This is a genomic window from Campylobacterota bacterium, from assembly GCA_040752835.1.
In the GTDB taxonomy this organism is placed as follows: domain Bacteria; phylum Campylobacterota; class Campylobacteria; order Campylobacterales; family Sulfurimonadaceae; genus Sulfuricurvum.
The window spans coordinates 326,027-341,357 of record JBFMGG010000007.1 but is presented as its reverse complement, the minus strand read 5'-3'; the positions used below and the strand labels follow the sequence as shown (position 1 = coordinate 341,357).

The following is a 15,331-nucleotide window of genomic DNA, read 5'->3' as shown; positions in this document are numbered from 1 at the left end:
CCCCTCACCACAGGTAAATGACGATTTGTTTGTCGATTTCGCTTTCGAACGCTTCGAGAATCATCCCCGCCGTCGACGTGGGACCCAGATGGCATCCGGAACAGGCCCCCAGATAACGCAGCCAGATTTCGGGGGTATCGCCGCTGACATAGTGGACCAGTTCCACCCCGCCCCCGTCGCCGGCAAGGACGGGAGAGAGCCGGGCGGAAATCACCGCCTCGACTTTTTTGCGCTGCGCGTCCTCATCCAGCCTCCGAAACGCGACATTTATGTCGGCCGCCCCGTTTTTGTTACTGACGTAGGTGAGGAGCGCATGGGCCTGCTTCTCCCCCGCATGGGCGGCGCGGATCATCCAGTGCATCGCATCTTTAGGTTCCTCGTGGCGCAGCAGTATCCCCAGTTTGAGCTGCGCCCCGCCGATTCCCCCTTCGGCCGCGTGCGTGTAGTAGTGCAACGACAGCGCTTTGTCCGCCGCTACGCCGATTCCGTTTTCGTACATTCCCCCCAGGTAAAACGAAGCAACTTCGTGCCCCGTTTCCGCCGCACGCTCGAACAGTTCCCGCGCCGTCGCGAGGTCTTTGGCGACGCCGTAGCCCTTGACGTACATCGTTCCCAGGTTGACCATCGCGTCGGTATCGGTGTGGATCAGGCTTTCCCAGATCGAGCGGGCGGTCGGGTAGTCCGCCCGTTCATAAGCTCTCAGGGCTTCTTCCATAAGCGGTAGGGATTCCATAGTTGCTTCCTTGTATCCGTTTCTCAATGCAATACGGATTGCATTTGCCGTTCTACGGTGACGAACGGAATATGCATTTCGTCCCCGATACCTATCCAAGGAGGAGCTGATGATCGCCATTCCGATCGAATCGCCCAACGCCGTATTGATGAGTAGCAAACTCTTCGGAAACGCCAAATATTTCGCGCTGTACGACCCTGCGACCGACCGTCATACCCTCATCTCCAACGAGGGGTGCGGAAACGGCATCCGGACTGCCGCTTTTTTGCTGGAACGGGGAGCCACGTCGGCGCTGTACGGCTTTTTGGGGGACGGACCTTTCCATACGATGATACGCGGCGGGATGAAAGTGTTCTGGCTGGGACGCAAGACGATGCGCCTGCAGGAGGCGATCCGCTGCGCGATCAAAGGGCAGCTCGTCGAGGTGACCCCGGAGAACGCAAGCCTCTATCTCGATCCCGGAACCGATGCGGGCGCATGCACCTGCGGATGCAGCCATGAGTGAAATCATCACCGCGGAAATGGAGGAACTGCGCCGTCTGATCGCGCAGACCGTCGCCAAACGCGATGTCCTCAAACAGGAGATGGAAACGTGGTACAGCCTGAATCGGGGAAGCCGTTTCGAATTCAGCAGCGAGCTGATCACCGTCGATTCGACTCTCTGCGAGCTCGACAGCCATTACAAACGGCTGTGGGACTACCATAACGGAACGGACGCGATACGCTGATCGCCCTCTTATCGACCCAACCATACCAATATTGGAGACCTCTGCCATGAACGAAACTCTCAGAACCGAAATCCTGCGCCACGCCCGTGCAGCGTTCGAACGTGCCTGCACGCTGCGCGAAAACGAGCGCCTCGAAGTCTATCTGCACGAAGGAAAAGTGATCACTACCGACGTTCTGGACGAAACCGAAAGCCTGGTCTACGGAACGGGACGCATTTTGTGCTACGAAGTGTGGGGACACGACTACCTCGAAGAGGAGATCGCCGCATGGATCGACCAGGCCCGATTCGAAACCGATCCCAAAGCGCTCGAACAAAGCATCCGCGAAACGCTCGCCCTCCTCGCTGCGCGCAAAGGGATTACCGACGAGGAGATCAGTTCGTACGAAGTCTTCGCCAACCTGCGGATGGAGCAGATCGAGCAGATCGAACACGCCATCATCGATTACTGGTGGGACAACCGGGAGACCGAAAACGCAAAATCCCTCGCCCTCGCACAAATCGACGCGGCACTCCGGGGCTGATCCCTCCCGCCGCACAATAGAGGGGCGCTTTTGGTTTCGTTAGGAAAATCAGGGTAGAATGCGCCCTTATGAAGCGAACCGAATCTTTTTCTCTCTACGCCTTTATCATCGCGGTACTGGTTCACCTCATCATCGTATTGCTGCTGATTCTTTTGAACCAGCTCGAACCGCCCGTCCCCCCCGAAACCAAACCCGCAGAAGAACGGTTCCGCCTATCACTCAGAGAATACCCCACCTCCCGTCCCGAAGCAATCGTCCCCAACGAGATCCCAAAAATCACCCCGGCACGGCCGATCCCCCGTGGTGAACAGCTTCTCAAACCTTCCTCCCCCGCGCCGGCGCCCAAAACGGTTTCAAGCCCCGTAGCACCTCCGCCTCCCGCGCCCCGCGCCGTCCAAGAAGCCGAAAAGCCCGAACCGAAAAAAGCGTTCGTCCCGCACACCGCCAAAACGGTTGCCACGATCGAACGCCAGCCGAAAAAAGAGCCGGGGCTCTACGACATCCTCTCGCGTCCCGATGCTTCGGCGAACCAGCCGGTCAAAAGTTCGACAAAACTCTCCGACAGCATCGAGCGCCTTTACGGCGACAAGTTCAACGAACTCTCCGAGGGGGAACAGCGCTATATCCTCGACAACCAGGAGATCATGCGCCGCATCACCCAGGGGGTGCTCGACCGCTACGGGCGCAGCCGCATCCCCGACAGCATCCGCGTCAACGACACCAACATGATCGAATTTTATCTCCACCCCGACGGTAGCATCTCCGATCTGCGCTTCCTCAAAAACAGCCGGCTCTCGATCCTCGACGACACGACGCGCGAAGTGATCGAACTCGCCTACGCCAAATACCCCCGTCCCCAGCAAAAAACGCTGATCCGCTACCGCGTCTGGTACAACCTTACCGGATATTGATCCCAAACGGTTATAATCGGTTCCCATGAAACCTTCGCGATCGATCGGCGCTTTTGTCGCGGCTTTGTCCATCCACATCGGGATCGTATCGGTTATCTGGTTCGCCCTTGCGTCCCCCTTCGACAGGGACGATCTCCCGCCCCCGAAAGAGCGGTTCGCCGTCCGTTTCGGGGAAACGGTAACGGAAGAGGAAGAATCCGCATCCTCTGCTCTGCAGGCATCTCCCCCAGCCCCTTCGGATCCAGCGCCGCCGGCCGCGCGGGTACAGCCCGCGGGAGATATTTCCGACACTACGCTTATCGCGCCCCAGAAACCCCAGCCCAGGGCGTTCAGCGAAGCCGACCGCGATTCCCTCCCCTACTCGGTGCTGCACCACTACGGCGAAGAGTTTTTTAACCTCTCCGCAGGCGAACAGCACTACATCGTCGACAATCTCCAGCGCATACGCAAGATCAACGAAATCGTCGGTACGCGGCTGTTGCGCGAGCGGCCCGACGACGTCGATCCCCACGACAGCAACGTCGTCGAATTCACCCTCCGTCCCGACGGGACGATCAGCGACCTGCACCTGGAAAAAAACCGCATCGGAACACCGCTGGACGAGCTGACGCTGCAAACGATCAACCTCGCCCATCCCAAATACCCCAAACCCGATCAACCGACCAAAGTGCGGATACGGGTCTACATCATCGTCAAATGATCAGCGGCTGTTGAGGACTGCCAACGCCCCTTTGTAGATCGGCTCGTCGATAAAACCGTATACTTCATGGACAAACCCCGTCACGCCGTGCGCCGCATGCTCGCGAAACAGTTCGACGATCTCTCTGGCCCGTTTGAGTTCCGCTTCGCCGTGGCCGAGCACTTCGTGGATCAGCTCGGCCTGGGCAGGTGAAATGCACCCTTTGGCGTCAAACCCCATCATCTTTTCGAGCTCGAGCCAGTTACGCAGGCAGTCGAGGTTCTTGTGGTTCTGGTAGACGAACGACACCGGCTTGATGCCGCACGCGCGCCCGGTGGTCAGAAAACGGGCCAGCATGTAATGGACCGTCGGATTGTCCGGATGCAGCAGGCTCTGGGAAAGCCCCAGATCGGCAAACAGATCGAGCACCCCCAGATAATACGCCGAAATCCCCGGCTCCGAGGCAATCTCCTCCAGTGCGAGCCATGCTTCTTTGGTCTCGACGGAGAGGTGCAGTTCGATCCCCTTCCCGATGAGCCCCGCCGCCCGCCGGACCTCTTGCGCAGAGCGGATTTTCGGGATGCGGATACCATCGGGCATAAAGGGGTTGAGATATTCGATCTCCTCTTCGCCCCCCTCTCCGAGCGCATTGACCCGGACGATCAGTTTTTTATCGCTTTTCGGATTCGCCGCGAGGGCGATCGCGCACAGCGCAAGGGCATAGGGTTTTTGCTCCGGCGCAACCCCGTCTTCGAGGTTCAGCATCAGGCATTCGGCGGGAACGGAGGGGATTTTCGAAAGATGCTTGGTGTTGTGGGCCGAGAGCATCATGACCGACCGGAAAGAGAGGGAGCGGTTTTGGATGCGGGGGACGGCCGAAGCGAGTGTTTGCAGGGCGGAAAGATCGTCTTTCGCAATCAGGCTATCGAGTTTTTGCAGGTCGGTTAGCGGCACGTTTGAACTCCTCTCGATGCAGGTAATAATAGAGGGTCTGGATCTCGGTATCGGTCAGGTAATACCGCGGCATCCCGATGATCCGGCTGTTGAGCTTGAGATAAAATTCCTTGAACGGGAGCTTGTTGATGGGTTTTCCGGCGAAAACTTTGGAGGCCCCTTCGTCTTTGTAGCGGGCGATGAGCTTCCCTTCGCCGTTTTCGCCGTGACAGAGGTGGCATCCCACCCCGCGCGGGTTGTGATAAAGCCCGGCCGCGTATTCCTCTTTCGTGATGAACGACTCGGCGTTCGCACCTGCCGATGCCAGAAGGAGAACAAAAATCCAGCGCACGCTTAACCTTTAACCAATGTTTAGACTTTTAGCGGTATCATACCCAAAAACAATGCTGACGGTGGTTAAATGCAGATTCTCGACGGTAAAGCGCTCGCACTCAAAATCGAACAAAAGGTCTCCGAAGGGGCGAGGGAACTCAAAGCCCGTACAGGCAGAGTCCCCGGCCTGGCGGTCATTTTGGTTGGGCATGATCCTGCCAGCCAGGCCTATGTCGGAATGAAGAAAAAAGCGTGCGACCGCGCCGGATTTTATTCGGTCACCCACGAAATGCCCGAGGACATTTCGCAGGAGGCGATCGTCAAAACCATCGAAATGATGAACGCCAATCCCAACATCGACGGGATTTTGATCCAGCTCCCCCTTCCCAAACACATCGACACGACGAAAATCCTCGAAGTGGTCGCCCCCACCAAAGACGTCGACGGGTTCCACCCCTACAATGTCGGGCGTCTGGCGACGGGACTGGACGGGTTCGTCCCCTGCACTCCGCTGGGAGTGATGGAGTTGCTCGCCGAATACGGCATCGACGTCAAGGGGAAAAACTGCTGCGTCGTCGGAGCTTCCAACATCGTCGGCAAACCGATGGCCGCACTGCTGCTTAATGCCAACGCCACCGTTGAAATCTGCCACATCTTCACCGATGACCTCAAAAAACACACCCTCGCCGCCGACATCGTCCTCGTCGGTGCGGGGGTCATCAACCTGATCAAAGCGGACATGGTCAAAGAGGGTGCGATCGTGATCGACATCGGTATCAACCGTGCCCCTGACGGGCGTCTCGTCGGCGACGTCGATTACGACGCCGTGGCCCCGAAAAGCTCCTACATTACCCCCGTCCCCGGCGGGGTCGGACCGATGACCATCGCGATGCTGCTCTCCAACACCCTCAAAGCGGCCCAAATCCACGCGGAAGAAGAGAAATAACCCTTGAAGAAAAAAATCCTCGACGCGGCGCACGGCGCCTACCGCTTTTCCAACACGTGGACGGGGACGGTCGTCATCGTCCTTTTCATCATCTTTTTCGTCGCCCAGGCGTTTCGGATCCCCAGCGGCTCGATGAAAGATTCCCTCCTCATCGGTGACCATCTTTTTGCCAAAAAATTTGCCTACGGAATCTCCACACCTCATATCCCGTTTCTCGAAATCCCGCTGATCCCCGGGACCGACGGGCACATCCTCGACGGGGACGAGCCGCAGCGCGGCGACATCGTCATCTTCCGCTATCCCAATAATACCCAGCTGCACTACGTCAAACGCTGCGTCGCGCTGCCCGGTGACGAGTTGTTCGTCATGGACAAAAACCTCTACCTCCATCCCCGTGAAGGGGATGAGTACGCACGCCAGGCGTTCAAGGGTTATGAACTCGTTGAAATCCAGGGGAAACTCTGGGTCAAAAATCCGTACGAAAAACAGCACCCCGGTATCCACCACGACGCCAAAATCGTCGACAACGGCCTCTATCCGGCCGAAATTTTCAACTTCGGCCCCGTACAGGTTCCCGAAGGGGAGTTTTTCATGATGGGGGACAACCGTGACCACTCCAACGACAGCCGTTTTTGGGGTGCCGTCCCCTACGGACTGATCGAAGGGACGCCGTGGTTCGTCTATTTCAGCATGGACAACAATTACGAAGTGCGCTGGGACCGCATCGGCAAAACCCCAAGCGACCTGGAACAGCCCGAAACGCTCAAACGGGCCGTAGACGAACGGATCCGCGAGGACGCCGACGATTATGAACTCTATTGATCTGCTGGAAATTCCTGCCGCCGTTCTTGCCCTCCTGATCGCCATCATCGGGCATGAAATCATGCACGGATGGGTCGCCTACAAATACGGCGACCGTACCGCCAAAGAGAGCGGCCGTCTCAGCATCAATCCCCTTATCCACATCGATCCTTTCGGGTCTGTCCTCGTACCGCTCATGACCTATTTTCTCCCGATGCTGCTGGGAGCATCCAGCGGCTTTTTGTTCGGATGGGCCAAGCCCGTCCCGATCCACATCCCCACCGTGATCCGAAACGGCGGCTACAATGCCGCGATGCAGGTGAGTCTGGCGGGAATCGTGTACAACTTTTTCGCAGCGACGATGGCTTCGGTCCTTCTTGTCTCGATGCCACAGCCCACCGAAGGGGATACGATCCTCTACGCCTTCGCCTATCTCTTGGTCATCAAGCTGCTGCTGATCAACGTCGTGCTGGCGGTTTTCAACCTTCTGCCGATCCCCGGATTCGACGGCGCCCACTTCGTCAGCTACCTCACCCTCAAATACCGCGTCCGAGCCGTTGCCGAATTTTTCGCCAAAGCCGAACCTTATGGAATCATTGCTATCATCATCATATTGGTTACGCCGCTCAAAATTCCGTTGGTCATCTGGCCGATCGAAATCGTTTTAAATTTGTTGCTAAAATAGGGAGTATCATGAAATTTTACGTCGCTACCGACCACGCCGGAATCGATCTGAAAAACTTTACCGTCGAAAACCTCCGTTCCAAAGGACACGAGGTGATCGATCTGGGGCCCTTCGACAAAGAACGGGTCGACTACCCCGACTATGCGGTCAAAGTATGCGAAAGCGTCCTCGGCGACGCCGGGTCGCAGGGGATCCTCATCTGCGGTTCGGGAATCGGGATGAGCATGGCCGCCAACCGTTTCCACGGTATCCGCGCCGCGCTGTGCCATGACGCCTACACCGCCACCGTCGCGCGCGGCCACAACGACGCCAACATCCTGTGTTTCGGCGAACGGATCGTGGGACAGGGTGTCGCGGAGTCGATCCTTGACGCCTGGTGTGCCGGCAAATTCGAAGGGGGCCGCCATTGCGGCCGGGTTGAAAAAATCGAGGCCATCAAAGGATAACCGATGTTTTGGGAATGGTCACTACTGACGATCGTTACGCTGGGAGCGCTGTTTTTCCTCGTAAAAATGTTTTATTTCCGCAGTATCACCGTCAAAGAGCAGCGCAGCAGCGAAATGATGAAACTCACCCTCAAAGAAGCCGAACTGCTCATCCGTAAGTACCAGATCCAGTTGCAACGCGCTCTGGGGAACGTCGACATCCTCAGCGAGGAGCTCAGCAACCTGCGAAACGAGCTCAAGACGCTTAAATCGCGCAACTCGAAACACCGGGCCGAGACCGATCGTCTCCAGAACAAGATCAAAGAACTCGAAGGGCGTATCGACGCGTTGATCTAACGGCGTGCGAACGACCGAACCATTTTTACAAAAGGAACCGCTATGACACTGACGACACAGGAAAGAGCTTTTTTGATGGCATCGATCCGCGACATCCCCGATTTTCCCAAACCCGGAATCGTTTTCAAAGACATCACGACCCTGCTGGCGAACAAAGATGCTTTTGCCCTGCTGATGCGCCACCTGAGCGAACGCTACGGCGCTTACAACCTCAGCCACGTCGCGGGGATCGACGCGCGCGGGTTCATCTTCGGCGCCGCACTCGCGCAGATGCTCGGTGTCGGTTTCGTCCCCATCCGTAAAAAAGGGAAGCTCCCCTACACGACCGTTTCGGAAAAATACTCCCTCGAATACGGCGTGGACGAGGTGGAAATCCACATCGACGCCTTTGCGGGGGTCGATAACCCCAAAGTACTTCTCATCGACGATTTGATCGCGACCGGCGGGACGGCGTACGCGGCCGCCAGCCTGATCAACAAAGTGGGAGCCGACTGTGTCGAGGCGTGTTTCATCATGGGGCTTGATTTCCTCGGTGGCCAGGCCCGCCTGGGTGAACTGGTCGAAGTCTATACCGTTATCGGAGTTGATTGATGTATATCCCCTCACCTTCCAAATTCGACCCCGTAGAAGGCCATTTCGGCATCTTTGGAGGACGTTACGTCCCCGAAACGCTGATGCCGGTTTTGCTGGAACTCGAAGAGGCGTACCGCCAGATCCGCTTCGATAAAACCTTCTGGAGCGAAGTGGACGGCTACCTCAAAGATTACGTCGGGCGGCCAAGCCCGCTTTATTACGCCGCCAACCTCTCCGAAGAGCTGGGAGCCAAAATCTACCTCAAACGCGAAGATCTCAACCATACAGGCGCCCACAAGGTCAACAACGTTATCGCGCAGGGACTGATGGCCAAACGCCTGGGCAAGAAGAAAGTGATCGCCGAAACGGGCGCGGGTCAGCACGGGGTTGCTACGGCAACGATCGCGGCACTGCTGGGGCTGGAGTGCGAAATCTTCATGGGAGCCAAAGACGTCGCGCGCCAGGAGCTCAACGTGTTCCGGATGAAACTCCTCGGAGCCAAAGTCCACGCGGTCGAGAGCGGGAGCAAAACCCTCAAAGACGCCATGAACGACGCGATCCGCCACTGGGTCACCCATGCGCGCGATACGTTCTACATTATCGGAACGGTCGCGGGGCCGCACCCCTATCCGATGATGGTACGTGATTTTCAGGCGATCATCGGCTGGGAAGCGCGTGCGCAGATTCTCGAAAAAGAGGGGCGTCTTCCCGACCACGTCATCGCCTGCATCGGCGGCGGTTCGAACGCCATCGGCACGTTCCAGCATTTCCTCGAAGACCAGGAGGTGCAGTGTATCGGCATCGAAGCCGGAGGGCTGGGGATCGAGACCGATAAACACGGGTGCTCGCTCGAAAAAGGTCGCCCCGGCGTCCTCCACGGCCAGATGAGCTATCTCCTCCAAGACGAAGACGGCCAGATCCTCGAAGCCCACTCGATCTCGGCGGGTCTGGATTATCCGGGAATCGGGCCCGAACACGCGTTTCACAAAGACAACGGCACCGTCACCTACGATCATGTCACCGATGCCGAAGCGCTCGAAGCATTCGTATGGCTCAGCCGCGCCGAGGGGATCATCCCCGCGTTTGAAACCGCCCACGCCGTCGCCTATCTCAAAAAGATGCCCGACATCCGGAACAAACTGATCATCGTCAACCTCTCCGGCCGGGGCGACAAAGACATGATCCAGGCCAAATCCCTACTGAATTTCGATGCGTAAAGAGGATTGATGGAAGCACTGTTACTCGATCTTCTCAAAGAATACGGATACGTCATCCTCTTTTTATGGAGCATCCTCGAAGGGGAAATGGGACTCATCATGGGCGGTATCATGTCCCATACGGGAGACATGTGGCTCCCGATGGCCATTTTCGTCGCGGGAGTCGGCGGCTTCGTCGGAGACCAGATCTATTTTTACATCGGCCGTTTCAACAAAGGGTATATCCATGAAAAGCTGCGCTCGCAGCGCCGCAAATTCGCCATCGCCCACCTGCTGCTCAAAAAATACGGCTGGCCGATCATTTTCGTCCAGCGCTATCTTTACGGATTGCGCACCGTGATCCCGATGTCAATCGGCCTGACCAAATACTCGTCACGCAAATTCGCTTTTATCAATCTCATCAGCGCCTGGATGTGGGCAGCGCTCACGATTATCCCCGCCTACTACTATGGCGAAGAGCTGCTGAACCTGCTGCACTGGATGAAACAGCACTGGTATATCGCGCTGCCGATGCTGCTCAGCATCGCCGGAGGTATTCTCTATTACCTTAACCGACTCGAAAAAAAACTTCTGGAGAAACGCCATGACCGTCAGACTCGCTAGTCAACCCCTCGACCTGATCGACGCCGGCCTGTGCCTGGAATTCCTGACGCAGCCGCAGCTTGAAAACCATCCGCAACGCCCCCTCCTGGAGCAGGCGGGGTTCAAAGCCGAAACCGACCAAATCTGTACCCTGCACGAACGCGGGTTGATGGTGTACGGCATTGCCGACACCTCTTCCGAAACGCTCCGTTCGGCGATGGCGGCGGCGGTTAAAGCGGCCATGGGATACAACTACGCTTCGCTCAAACTCGCCCAATACGGCAAAGAAGCGTTTTCGGCCCTGATCGAAGGGGCCGTCCTGGGAAGCTACCGTTTCGATGCGTACAAATCCGATCCCAAACCCTCCGCACTCTCCGAAATCGTTTTCTCCAACGAAAACGGCGACGGTTCGGTCCTCGATGCCGATGCACTCGAAAAAATTCTGCGCGAAACCCTCATCATCGCCGAGGCGACGAATTTCGTCCGCGACCTGGTCAACCAGACCCCTTACGACATGACCCCCCAAGCCATGGCGGTAGCCGCCGAAATGCTGGCAAAAAGCCACGGTCTTGAATGCACGATCCTCGATCCAAACGGCCTCGAAGACGAAAAAATGTTCGCGATGCTCAGCGTCGGCCGCGCATCGGTCAACCCTCCACGGCTGATCCACCTCGCCTACAAACCCAAAAACCCGAAAAAAACGATCACCCTCGTGGGCAAAGGGCTCACTTACGACAGCGGCGGTCTGAGCCTCAAAGCGGCGACGTCGATGGTGACGATGAAAATGGACAAAGCCGGAGCCTGTGCCGTCATGGGGATGATCAAAGCGATCAGTGAACTCCGTCTCGACATCGAAGTGCACGGCTTCATCGGCGCGGTCGAAAACATGATCGGCGGAAACGCTTACAAACCCGACGACGTCCTGCGCGCCAAAAACGGCAAAACGATCGAAGTGCGCAACACCGACGCCGAAGGGCGTCTGGTCCTCGCTGACGTACTGGGGTACGCACAGGCGAACGTCAAAGCCGACTACCTCTTCGATTACGCGACCCTCACGGGGGCGTGCATGGTCGCGCTCGGCCCCTATACGACCGGAGTGATGGGACACAATGAAGCGCTGAAACAGGGCTTCGTCGCAGCCGGCGCGGAAGCCGGTGAATACTGCGGCGTCCTCCCTTTCAACCGCCACCTCAAAAAACTGATCAAAAGCGACATCGCCGACGTGTGCAACGTCTCCTCCAAACCTTACGGCGGAGCGATCACGGCAGCCCTCTTCCTCGACAACTTCATCGATGAGGATATGAAAGACAAATGGGTCCACTTCGACATTGCCGGCTCGGCGTATACCGAAAGCGCATGGGACGTCCATACCTACGGCGGAACGGGTGCGGGAGTGCGAATGACGCTGGAGTGGATTCTCAAAAACTGCTGATTTTCCCCCGTTCGCGGGGCACCTCTTCCTCTCAGTCCCCACTCAACAACTATGGTTTATAATTGCATCACTGAAACACCCCTATTTTACTATCCAAGGAAACATTCATGGGACTTAGCATCGGACTCGTAGGACTCCCCAACGTCGGAAAATCGACTACTTTCAACGCGCTGACCAAAGCGCAGAACGCCGAAGCGGCGAACTATCCGTTCTGTACAATCGAGCCGAACAAAGCGACCGTCCCCGTTCCCGATGTCCGTCTGGACGAACTGGCCAAAATCGTCAATCCCGAACGGATCCAGCACTCCACCCTCGATTTCGTCGACATCGCCGGACTCGTCAAAGGGGCGAGCAAAGGTGAGGGGCTGGGGAACAAGTTCCTCTCCAACATCCGCGAAACCGAAGTGATTCTGCAGATCGTCCGCTGTTTCGACGATGAGAACATCGTCCATACCGAAGGGCGCATCGATCCGCTGCAGGACGTTGAAATCATCGAAAACGAACTGATCTTCGCCGACATCGAGGTCCTCACCAACCGGATCGAACGGCTCAAAAAACAGGCCAAAAACGATAAAGAAGCCGCCGCGATGGTGGAGTTTGCCGAAGAACTCGCCGAGTTCCTTGCCGAAGGAAACCTCGCCCGCAACTTCCCCAAAGCCGACAGCGAAATGTTCGAAAAACTCAACTCCGAAGTACGCATGCTCAGCGCCAAAGAGATCATGTACGGCGCCAATGTCGACGAAGACGGCCTGAGCGAGGACAACGACTACGTCGTACGCCTCCGCGAACACGCCGCGAAAAACGGGTGCGAAGTGATCAAACTCTGTGCCAAAATCGAAGAGGAACTTGTCGGGATGGAAGACGATGAACGTAACGAGTTTCTGCGCGACATGGGCGTCGAGGAATCGGGTCTCGAGCAGATCATCCGCAAAGGGTTCGACAAACTGGGGCTGATGAGCTACTTCACCGCTGGGGTCAAAGAGGTACGCGCCTGGACGATCCGCAAAAATACCACCGCCCCCAAAGCGGCCGCCGTCATCCACAACGACTTCGAAAAAGGGTTTATCCGCGCCGAGGTGATCGGTTATGAGGACTTCATCACCTGCGGAGGCGAAGCCAAAGCAAAAGAAGCGGGAAAAATGCGCTTGGAGGGGAAAGAGTATATCGTGCAAGACGGTGACGTCATGCACTTCCGTTTCAACGTTTAAACGCCGCCGGGTATTTCCTCTCCCGGTGTTTCCTCCTCTTAGCCCGATCCGTTTCCGAATCCTTGATTATCATTGTTAATCTGTCTATAATTCCGAACAAATTTGTATTGCGTTATAACATATACCGTTATATTTACCCTTGATTATCATTTTTTTATCTCATTTATAAGAAAAATAATGCTATTCTTCATTGTAATATAATAGTAATACACAATCAATAATATTTTTGCAATCACACGCAAAGCAAAAGGAGAGTTTTTGTCAGCCATAGCCCCCTCCTCCGTGCAAAAGCACCTGAAACCAACCGATTTTATCGTCTCGAAAACCGATACGCGCGGTAATATCATCTACGGAAACCGGATTTTCATCGATATGTCCGGCCACGCTGAACATGAACTGATCGGCGCGCCCCATTCCATTCTCCGCCATCCCGATATGCCGGCGGTGGTTTTTCAGCTTTTGTGGGAACGTATCAAAAACCGTCAGGAAATTTTTGCCTACGTCAAAAATCTCTGCAAAGACGGCTCTTATTATTGGGTATTTGCGAATGTCACGGCCACAACCGATGCGCACGGAGAAGTGAGGGATTATCATTCGGTCCGCCGGAAGCCAAGCCAAAAAGCGATGGACGTTATCCCCGATCTTTACCAAAAACTGCTGCATGCGGAACGCAACGGGGGTCAGGAGGCTTCCAAAAAACTCCTCAACACTTTATTGAACGACCAAGGAATGGACTATGACCGCTTTATCCTCTTTCTTCAGCACTAAGCAATCGGCTTTTTTTGGCGCCATATTGCTTCTGCTGGCGATTTACCTTCTGGCGACGTTGAACTATGCAGCCGCTTCATTGAGCATCCTGGCCCTTGCGGCTGGTACATTTGCGGGCAACCGTCCCTTATCCCCCGTCGATGGGGAAACAATCCTGAACCGTCTGAACGATGTACTCGAAAAAGCGGGCCGGGGGATCCTTTCCGAACGGATCACGAACATTCCGCAAAACAGCCCTTTGGCAAAAATAGCGTGGGGAACCAACGATCTTCTCGATCAGATCGAACAGCTGATGCGGGACATCCGTTCCTCATTAGACAGCGCTTCTGTGGGGATTTCCGACCGTATCGTGTTCAGTTCGGGATACAAAGGGGATTTCGAATCCCTCAGCGGCGCGCTCAATGACGCGATCAAGACCAACGCCGCCACCTACATCGGCGGGAAACGTTCCGAACTGGCGGATGAATTCGACCGCATCAGCGGCGGAATCGCGCAGGTTCTCTCAACCATCCAAAACGATATTCAAAAAAACAGCCGCTATGCCATCAACATTAAAGAGAGCATCTCCGCAACCGCTACGGAAGTCGTAGAGAGTCAATCCACCATCCACAATATCGTCGATAGTCTACAACGGCTGATCGAGCTGATTACCCATTCCAACGACGCCATCGTATCGCTGGGTACCCGGATGAAAGAGATCAATTCCATCGCCAACCTCATCAAAGACATTGCCGACCAGACCAACCTCCTGGCGCTGAACGCGGCCATCGAAGCGGCACGTGCCGGCGAACACGGACGGGGATTCGCCGTCGTCGCCGACGAAGTGCGCAAACTTGCCGAGCGGACGCAAAAAGCGACCCAGGAAATTTCGGTGATGCTTTCCGCACTCCAGCAGGAGACCGAAATTATCGAAACCGACTCCGAAACGATAGCCGATATCGCCAACGAATCCCAATCCGACGTCCATCAGTTCGAGATGCTGCTGGGCGATTTTATCGCCAAAACCAACCAATCGGCCGATATGGCCAGCTTCATCAGTGATTCGCTCTACACGTCATTGATCAAAGTGGATCATATCATTTTCAAACACACTGCTTACAGTGCGATCATTCACGAGCGCGAAGAGATAACACAAGACCTGGTATCCCACCGTGACTGCCGCCTCGGCAAATGGTATTACGGCCTCTCCGACCACACCAATCTCAGCCGCACGGAAGCTTTTAAAGCCATCGAAAAACATCATATCGCTTTGCACGACCTGATTTTGAAAGTAGCCGAATGCATACCGTCAAAAACATGCGTGGAAACAACGAACAAAGCACACATTTTGCAGCAAATGGGCGAAATGGAAAAAAACAGTACTGAATTGTTCCGGCTCCTCGAAGCAATGGTTGCGGAAGGAAACCGTTCCGTCAACCTATCGCTAGCGGATTCTTCCGTTTCAAGCATGGATAAGGTACAATAATCGCATTATTGTACAAAAAATCATAGACAGGA

At 55.8% G+C, this 15,331-nt stretch carries 21 protein-coding genes; 17 read left to right on the top strand and 4 right to left on the bottom strand.

The window, feature by feature from the left end; translation table 11 throughout:
- Positions 1 to 4: 4 nt before the first annotated feature.
- A complete protein-coding gene (locus tag AB1763_07740) occupies positions 5 to 733 on the bottom strand; it encodes a NifU family protein (GenBank protein ID MEW5832711.1) in 729 nt (242 codons plus the stop codon).
- A 109-nt stretch (positions 734 to 842) separates the two neighbouring features.
- Here AB1763_07740 and AB1763_07735 point away from each other — a divergent pair, with 109 nt between their 5' ends.
- From AB1763_07735 to AB1763_07715, 5 genes are all read left to right on the top strand, one after another.
- Entirely contained in the window at positions 843 to 1,238 is a 396-nt protein-coding gene (locus AB1763_07735; protein ID MEW5832710.1) for a NifB/NifX family molybdenum-iron cluster-binding protein, read from the top strand.
- Complete coding sequence (locus AB1763_07730) at positions 1,231 to 1,461, top strand: hypothetical protein (GenBank protein ID MEW5832709.1); 231 nt, start codon at positions 1,231 to 1,233, stop codon at positions 1,459 to 1,461. The genes AB1763_07735 and AB1763_07730 overlap by 8 nt, the downstream gene beginning before the upstream one ends.
- Before the next feature lie 46 nt (positions 1,462 to 1,507).
- Positions 1,508 to 1,984 (top strand): hypothetical protein, encoded by a 477-nt coding sequence (locus AB1763_07725; GenBank protein ID MEW5832708.1) that lies wholly within the window; start codon positions 1,508 to 1,510, stop codon positions 1,982 to 1,984.
- A 68-nt stretch (positions 1,985 to 2,052) separates the two neighbouring features.
- Positions 2,053 to 2,895 carry a hypothetical protein gene (locus tag AB1763_07720; protein MEW5832707.1) on the top strand — a complete coding sequence of 281 codons (843 nt, stop codon included), beginning with the start codon at positions 2,053 to 2,055 and terminating at the stop codon, positions 2,893 to 2,895.
- Positions 2,896 to 2,920: 25 nt separating this feature from the next.
- Complete coding sequence (locus AB1763_07715; protein ID MEW5832706.1) at positions 2,921 to 3,595, top strand: hypothetical protein; 675 nt, start codon at positions 2,921 to 2,923, stop codon at positions 3,593 to 3,595.
- On the opposite strand, the gene AB1763_07710 is transcribed toward AB1763_07715, so the two are convergent.
- Positions 3,596 to 4,528, bottom strand: a complete 933-nt coding sequence (locus tag AB1763_07710) for an aldolase/citrate lyase family protein (protein MEW5832705.1) — start codon at positions 4,526 to 4,528, stop codon at positions 3,596 to 3,598. It abuts the gene before it with no gap.
- The gene (locus AB1763_07705; GenBank protein ID MEW5832704.1) at positions 4,497 to 4,859 is read right to left on the bottom strand and encodes a cytochrome c; all 363 of its coding nucleotides are present in this window, start codon (positions 4,857 to 4,859) and stop codon (positions 4,497 to 4,499) included. The genes AB1763_07710 and AB1763_07705 overlap by 32 nt, the downstream gene beginning before the upstream one ends.
- Positions 4,860 to 4,928: 69 nt before the next feature.
- Between AB1763_07705 and folD the strand changes: the two genes are divergently transcribed.
- From folD to ychF, 10 genes are all read left to right on the top strand, one after another.
- Positions 4,929 to 5,786 (top strand): bifunctional methylenetetrahydrofolate dehydrogenase/methenyltetrahydrofolate cyclohydrolase FolD, encoded by an 858-nt coding sequence (folD, locus tag AB1763_07700; protein ID MEW5832703.1) that lies wholly within the window; start codon positions 4,929 to 4,931, stop codon positions 5,784 to 5,786.
- A gap of 3 nt (positions 5,787 to 5,789) precedes the next feature.
- The gene (gene lepB / locus AB1763_07695; protein MEW5832702.1) at positions 5,790 to 6,608 is read left to right on the top strand and encodes a signal peptidase I; all 819 of its coding nucleotides are present in this window, start codon (positions 5,790 to 5,792) and stop codon (positions 6,606 to 6,608) included.
- Positions 6,595 to 7,272, top strand: a complete 678-nt coding sequence (locus tag AB1763_07690; protein ID MEW5832701.1) for a site-2 protease family protein — start codon at positions 6,595 to 6,597, stop codon at positions 7,270 to 7,272. Before lepB ends, AB1763_07690 begins: the two co-directional genes overlap by 14 nt.
- 8 nt (positions 7,273 to 7,280) lie before the next feature.
- Positions 7,281 to 7,718 carry a ribose 5-phosphate isomerase B gene (rpiB, locus tag AB1763_07685; GenBank protein ID MEW5832700.1) on the top strand — a complete coding sequence of 146 codons (438 nt, stop codon included), beginning with the start codon at positions 7,281 to 7,283 and terminating at the stop codon, positions 7,716 to 7,718.
- Positions 7,719 to 7,721: 3 nt separating this feature from the next.
- A complete protein-coding gene (locus AB1763_07680; protein MEW5832699.1) occupies positions 7,722 to 8,054 on the top strand; it encodes a hypothetical protein in 333 nt (110 codons plus the stop codon).
- Between the two features lie 42 nt (positions 8,055 to 8,096).
- Complete coding sequence (locus AB1763_07675) at positions 8,097 to 8,645, top strand: adenine phosphoribosyltransferase (GenBank protein MEW5832698.1); 549 nt, start codon at positions 8,097 to 8,099, stop codon at positions 8,643 to 8,645.
- Entirely contained in the window at positions 8,645 to 9,844 is a 1,200-nt protein-coding gene (gene trpB, locus AB1763_07670) for a tryptophan synthase subunit beta (GenBank protein MEW5832697.1), read from the top strand. Before AB1763_07675 ends, trpB begins: the two co-directional genes overlap by 1 nt.
- A gap of 9 nt (positions 9,845 to 9,853) precedes the next feature.
- Complete coding sequence (locus AB1763_07665; protein ID MEW5832696.1) at positions 9,854 to 10,447, top strand: DedA family protein; 594 nt, start codon at positions 9,854 to 9,856, stop codon at positions 10,445 to 10,447.
- Positions 10,428 to 11,858, top strand: coding sequence for a leucyl aminopeptidase (locus AB1763_07660; protein MEW5832695.1), 1,431 nt, complete (start codon positions 10,428 to 10,430; stop codon positions 11,856 to 11,858). Before AB1763_07665 ends, AB1763_07660 begins: the two co-directional genes overlap by 20 nt.
- A gap of 107 nt (positions 11,859 to 11,965) precedes the next feature.
- Positions 11,966 to 13,066, top strand: coding sequence for a redox-regulated ATPase YchF (gene ychF / locus AB1763_07655; GenBank protein ID MEW5832694.1), 1,101 nt, complete (start codon positions 11,966 to 11,968; stop codon positions 13,064 to 13,066).
- Positions 13,067 to 13,212: 146 nt separating this feature from the next.
- On the opposite strand, the gene AB1763_07650 is transcribed toward ychF, so the two are convergent.
- Positions 13,213 to 13,335, bottom strand: coding sequence for a hypothetical protein (locus AB1763_07650; protein MEW5832693.1), 123 nt, complete (start codon positions 13,333 to 13,335; stop codon positions 13,213 to 13,215).
- Here AB1763_07650 and AB1763_07645 point away from each other — a divergent pair.
- Entirely contained in the window at positions 13,325 to 13,834 is a 510-nt protein-coding gene (locus AB1763_07645) for a PAS domain-containing protein (GenBank protein ID MEW5832692.1), read from the top strand. The two genes, AB1763_07650 and AB1763_07645, sit on opposite strands and share 11 nt — an antisense overlap.
- On the top strand, positions 13,803 to 15,299 hold the full coding sequence (locus AB1763_07640) for a methyl-accepting chemotaxis protein (protein MEW5832691.1): 1,497 nt from the start codon (positions 13,803 to 13,805) through the stop codon (positions 15,297 to 15,299). The genes AB1763_07645 and AB1763_07640 overlap by 32 nt, the downstream gene beginning before the upstream one ends.
- The last annotated feature ends 32 nt before the right edge of the window (positions 15,300 to 15,331 follow it).

Bases quoted from the DNA above. Each gene is read 5' to 3' on its own strand.
- AB1763_07660 (MEW5832695.1), top strand. From the start codon at position 10,428: ATGACCGTCAGACTCGCTAGTCAACCCCTCGACCTGATCGACGCCGGC.
- AB1763_07665 (MEW5832696.1), top strand. From the start codon at position 9,854: ATGGAAGCACTGTTACTCGATCTTCTCAAAGAATACGGATACGTCATC.
- AB1763_07680 (MEW5832699.1), top strand. From the start codon at position 7,722: ATGTTTTGGGAATGGTCACTACTGACGATCGTTACGCTGGGAGCGCTG.
- AB1763_07675 (MEW5832698.1), top strand. From the start codon at position 8,097: ATGACACTGACGACACAGGAAAGAGCTTTTTTGATGGCATCGATCCGC.
- AB1763_07640 (MEW5832691.1), top strand. From the start codon at position 13,803: ATGACCGCTTTATCCTCTTTCTTCAGCACTAAGCAATCGGCTTTTTTT.
- AB1763_07720 (MEW5832707.1), top strand. From the start codon at position 2,053: ATGAAGCGAACCGAATCTTTTTCTCTCTACGCCTTTATCATCGCGGTA.
- trpB (MEW5832697.1), top strand. From the start codon at position 8,645: ATGTATATCCCCTCACCTTCCAAATTCGACCCCGTAGAAGGCCATTTC.
- AB1763_07740 (MEW5832711.1), bottom strand. From the start codon at position 733: ATGGAATCCCTACCGCTTATGGAAGAAGCCCTGAGAGCTTATGAACGG.
- ychF (MEW5832694.1), top strand. From the start codon at position 11,966: ATGGGACTTAGCATCGGACTCGTAGGACTCCCCAACGTCGGAAAATCG.
- AB1763_07650 (MEW5832693.1), bottom strand. From the start codon at position 13,335: ATGGCTGACAAAAACTCTCCTTTTGCTTTGCGTGTGATTGCAAAAATA.
- AB1763_07725 (MEW5832708.1), top strand. From the start codon at position 1,508: ATGAACGAAACTCTCAGAACCGAAATCCTGCGCCACGCCCGTGCAGCG.
- AB1763_07735 (MEW5832710.1), top strand. From the start codon at position 843: ATGATCGCCATTCCGATCGAATCGCCCAACGCCGTATTGATGAGTAGC.
- folD (MEW5832703.1), top strand. From the start codon at position 4,929: ATGCAGATTCTCGACGGTAAAGCGCTCGCACTCAAAATCGAACAAAAG.
- AB1763_07690 (MEW5832701.1), top strand. From the start codon at position 6,595: ATGAACTCTATTGATCTGCTGGAAATTCCTGCCGCCGTTCTTGCCCTC.
- AB1763_07715 (MEW5832706.1), top strand. From the start codon at position 2,921: ATGAAACCTTCGCGATCGATCGGCGCTTTTGTCGCGGCTTTGTCCATC.
- AB1763_07730 (MEW5832709.1), top strand. From the start codon at position 1,231: ATGAGTGAAATCATCACCGCGGAAATGGAGGAACTGCGCCGTCTGATC.
- rpiB (MEW5832700.1), top strand. From the start codon at position 7,281: ATGAAATTTTACGTCGCTACCGACCACGCCGGAATCGATCTGAAAAAC.